The following is a 3886-nucleotide window of genomic DNA, read 5'->3' as shown; positions in this document are numbered from 1 at the left end:
GTTACTCCGCCTCATCTTTCAACGGTTTCAATGGGGCAGTCTCACCCCGCCAGTGCGCGGCAATCTCCGGCGCTATGGCTTCGAGTTGCCACAATAGGCGGACCAACTGAGCCGCCGCGCCGGTGATTCCCCGTTGCCCGTTCTCATACTTAATCACGGCGTACAGGCTTACGCCCATATAGTCCGCCATACCCTGCCGAGTTAACCCGACGCGCTTACGCCAGGCGATAAAGTCGGCGCGCTCAATGCCGCGCTCCTCCTGTTCTTCGCTCATTTCTTCTCTCCTACTATCCGGCCGTTCAGCTGTTCCACGATGCGCGGTGCCCACTTCTTCTGGCAGATAACCCTTAAGTCGTCGCCTGGCTCATCGATCGATCGGTGGAACACTAGACCGTGTTCCACTAAGAATCGGCGGATCTCGATCATAGGAATATCGCCGGGTAGTTCTAATATGATTCGTTTAGCCATTAGTAGATGCTCCCATCGTCGTAAAATTCATAATCGCCTGCTTCTTCGATATCTTCAATTATGCGCTCCTCGCTGCACCAATCTTCTAATGCACGCTCATACGCTGATTCGAGGTGCGAGAAGCACTCGCCGACTAGATCATGCCAGTTGCCGTCGAATGATGCCGGATTCTTTAGGAACCCTACGACGGGCTCCAATACGTCGCAGTCCCAACACATGCCGGTCAACGGACACTCATCACCGACATTCCGAAGGTCCGCAAATTTCTTGGAGCCGTAAGCGACACGCACTACTGATATGCGATTGTTGATCAGATACTTCCATAATCGCAGTCCTTTGATTGTGCAGTCCTCGCCGGTACCGTAATCCTCTGAAAAACTCGGTACCGTATAACAGATACCTTTCCCACGATACCCGCCTAGTTCCCAATCACCCAGCTCAACAGGGAATTGATCAACAAATGCTTTCATTGTGTCGACGATCTCGCCACCGTCGAAAAACTCATCGTGTTGGCGCCATTCTGAAATTACCCGCTGTTTAACAGAATCGGACAATTCGTTGAATTTATAGACTGCCTTCTCTACGGTTCTCATTTCACGATTCTCCGTTGTGGTCCATGCGTCCAGCGCATTCGATTTGATGGTGGACACGCTCGCCGAATTCACGAGCCGCCTCCAGACCATCCCGTGTTTCGATAATGTCCGCGCCGTACTCTACGCGGTGAATGTGGCGGGATTTCTTGTACCAGTAAACGGCATGCTGGCCAGTTACCCCGTGGTGCGCGATTATCTTCATTACCTTACCCCTTACAGTTAGTGATGCGCCGGTGAACCCGGCGCGGTCCGGTTTACTTAATGCGGCAAGGCATAACGCCCATACGGACATTCTCGGCGCCGAATGATACAGTGATGATGTCAGTATCTACCGCACCAAACGACAATTTAACGAACGTGTCTTTTTTGCCTGTGATTAACCTGGCGGCCTTTTGACATATCGCCATGTATTCAGCATTGAACCCCACACCAACAAGGCCAGCTGATTCGCGGTGCGGTTGTGGCATTACCCGCTCATAGTCCGGATATTTAGCGTCAACTTTGGACCATGCCGCCGTTTTGACGATATTCCCGCCGCGATACATGGTTACAATCCCGCGACCGTCGTCTAGTCCGTCAATCCGGGCAATGTCCGCATATCCTGTGATCGGTCCGCCCAGCTCGATGATGATAGGATCCGCCAGTGCCTGCAGCTCATCATCCTGTATTGCAATGATCTTATGACCGCAGGTGGCGACGATCTGACCGCCATTTTCCGGCGTCAACAATATCCCTTTGAGGTAATAGCGCGGATCATTCTTGGCGGCGAACAATTGCGCGGCCTGCAGATAAGATGCTTTGATTTCCAGTCTGTCCATTGTTAGTGCTCCGTTTGTGGTAGTTGGTATCGGCAATAATGCCGCAATAGCCGCCGGTATTCGATCCAGCGGCTATTACTGCCTTACTGCTCCTCTATATACCGCGCTAGTTTCTGGATATCGGGCAAAATGTCCGCGCGGCTTTCTAACAATTTCAGCGCCATCCTATGTTGATCGATGCGCGTGACATTTCCGCCGGTAGCTTGGACCGCGACTAATAACAAGCCGTCAATTAGCTCGCCTATACAGTCAAGGTCATGTCGTTTTGCTTTGTCGTAATCTTCAAAAATAGTGCCGTCAACCGCTTTGAATGCCTCGATAATCTGCACTTTGTAACCCTCGCTCAGTTTAAAAATGCCCGCTTTCCAGCTCGTGAAAAGTGCCCGCCTATACCAGCGCGGGCAATGATCCCGAGACCTAGACGGGATAAGTTAGCGGCTCAAGTAAACGCGCCGCGTATGCTTTGATATAGGCGACACGATAAAAAACTGCTCGCCGGTGCGCGCTCTTTCGGTCTGGCCAGCAATGGTAATTTCAAATCCAATGCGCGCTAATATCTTGCGCATGCAATCCGATCCGCAACCACCGTCCACGGCGCCTTTTCCGTCACGCAAAAATAACCCGTAGTAGCTATCGCTATTTTTCCACCGTTTGGACATCTCGCCTGGGCCGTAGGGTTTTTTGCACTCGCGTTTAGCCAGCGCGGCAAGCTCGCGCGGAAATGTGGCGGTTATCCACTCGCCCAGCGCCGTGCCGAAACGGTCAAACCCGCAACCACCGACGCGGCACACTTTATCGCCGGCCGCGTCAAGTATCGTGCTTGATCCGTATCCGTTAGTGCTCCACTTGTGGCAGAAACTACGCGCGCGCCAATTACCGCTCAAAAATGCGTGCTGCTGCTCGATCGTTAAAATAGTACGCTTCATCATTAAATGCTCCGTTTTGGTTAGTGGGTTAGTGTTGCGCTATATCTTCGATCGTCACATTCCAGCCCGCGACAAGGACAAACTCACCCTCATCGGCATCGTAGGCGCGAAATGATCCATCGAGATAGTCGCCGGGTTTAACGAACAAGTGGTGCGTCGCTGTGTCGGTATCCGCGTAAATCTCGCGAGTGTAGCCGGCAAGTATTGCAGTATTGTCAGACATCTTACTTCTCCGTTTCGGTTAGTGTTGGAGTGAATATATACCCATTGGGTTAGTGTGTCAACTATCAACGGGAAATATTTTTTATGCTGGCTCGCTAGTGCGCGGATGCGCGGATTCGGGGATTCGGTGGTGGAAATGTGACACTGTGACAGAAATCGATACAGATTACGTTTCAGTAGTGGTAGCATTTACTACTAGTAATAGTAAAACGAATTGTGTTTAATGTAGCCTAGGATCTTCTGTCACAATATCTGACTTCGACCTATTCAGGAGTAACCCAATGTACACAATGATACTCAAAAACATGAAACCCAATGACATGTTCGTCATTAGGGCGGATAAGTCGCTATCAATCCCCGACGCTCGTGATTACGTCAAACAACAGCGCGCTATGGTTGCGCAGATAAGTAAGCGCCACGGTCTGCAGTTCGCCTGCAGGGCCACTTATCGCGGCATTTATGTCTATTGCGTCGCGGACCACGGCACGCGGCGTCATCAGGTGGACGAGAATATTCGCCGTATATTCTGCAGCCGGGTTGATAGAATCCCACACGAGCGTAAGCGCGGACCATTAAAGGGAGTGCGATCCAAAGCCTACGCCAGCTATGTACGCGCTCAGGCACGAGAAGCAAGGGAGCGCATCCACATCTAACCCATCCCCGCCTCACCTCACCCAATGGGCCAGCCTATACGCTGGCCTTTTTTATGTCTGTCACATTTGTCACAGGTCCGCCGGCACCCTGGGTCCGCTCCACCCCCGCCCCATTGCTGCAGAGGATCGAGGGGTGGGGGTATGCGCATCAGTGGGCCTAGGGGTGGGGGTGGGGGGCCGAATGCGCGGGTGCGTGGAGTTGGAGG

Annotated in this window: 8 protein-coding genes; 1 reads left to right on the top strand and 7 read right to left on the bottom strand. The window is 52.3% G+C overall.

Features of this window, described 5'->3' with window-relative positions:
• Position 1: 1 nt before the first annotated feature.
• The 7 genes from ABYP33_RS17765 to ABYP33_RS17735 form a co-directional block, all read right to left on the bottom strand.
• Positions 2-274: a helix-turn-helix domain-containing protein gene (locus ABYP33_RS17765; RefSeq protein WP_373092544.1), complete on the bottom strand. Its 273-nt coding sequence runs from the start codon at positions 272-274 to the stop codon at positions 2-4.
• Positions 271-468, bottom strand: coding sequence for a hypothetical protein (locus ABYP33_RS17760; protein WP_373092543.1), 198 nt, complete (start codon positions 466-468; stop codon positions 271-273). The genes ABYP33_RS17765 and ABYP33_RS17760 overlap by 4 nt, the downstream gene beginning before the upstream one ends.
• The gene (locus ABYP33_RS17755) at positions 468-1133 is read right to left on the bottom strand and encodes a hypothetical protein (RefSeq protein ID WP_373092542.1); all 666 of its coding nucleotides are present in this window, start codon (positions 1131-1133) and stop codon (positions 468-470) included. The genes ABYP33_RS17760 and ABYP33_RS17755 overlap by 1 nt, the downstream gene beginning before the upstream one ends.
• A gap of 182 nt (positions 1134-1315) precedes the next feature.
• Complete coding sequence (locus ABYP33_RS17750) at positions 1316-1879, bottom strand: hypothetical protein (protein WP_373092540.1); 564 nt, start codon at positions 1877-1879, stop codon at positions 1316-1318.
• Positions 1880-1962: 83 nt separating this feature from the next.
• A complete protein-coding gene (locus ABYP33_RS17745; protein ID WP_373092539.1) occupies positions 1963-2208 on the bottom strand; it encodes a hypothetical protein in 246 nt (81 codons plus the stop codon).
• Positions 2209-2310: 102 nt separating this feature from the next.
• Positions 2311-2808, bottom strand: a complete 498-nt coding sequence (locus ABYP33_RS17740; protein WP_373092537.1) for a hypothetical protein — start codon at positions 2806-2808, stop codon at positions 2311-2313.
• A gap of 25 nt (positions 2809-2833) precedes the next feature.
• On the bottom strand, positions 2834-3028 hold the full coding sequence (locus ABYP33_RS17735) for a hypothetical protein (protein WP_373092535.1): 195 nt from the start codon (positions 3026-3028) through the stop codon (positions 2834-2836).
• Between the two features lie 280 nt (positions 3029-3308).
• On the opposite strand from ABYP33_RS17735, the gene ABYP33_RS17730 reads away from it, so the two are divergent.
• Positions 3309-3680 (top strand): hypothetical protein, encoded by a 372-nt coding sequence (locus tag ABYP33_RS17730; RefSeq protein WP_373092534.1) that lies wholly within the window; start codon positions 3309-3311, stop codon positions 3678-3680.
• Positions 3681-3886: the final 206 nt, after the last annotated feature.

This window comes from Zhongshania sp. (assembly GCF_041584495.1).
In the GTDB taxonomy this organism is placed as follows: domain Bacteria; phylum Pseudomonadota; class Gammaproteobacteria; order Pseudomonadales; family Spongiibacteraceae; genus Spongiibacter.
This window is presented reverse-complemented; position numbering and strand designations above follow the sequence as displayed.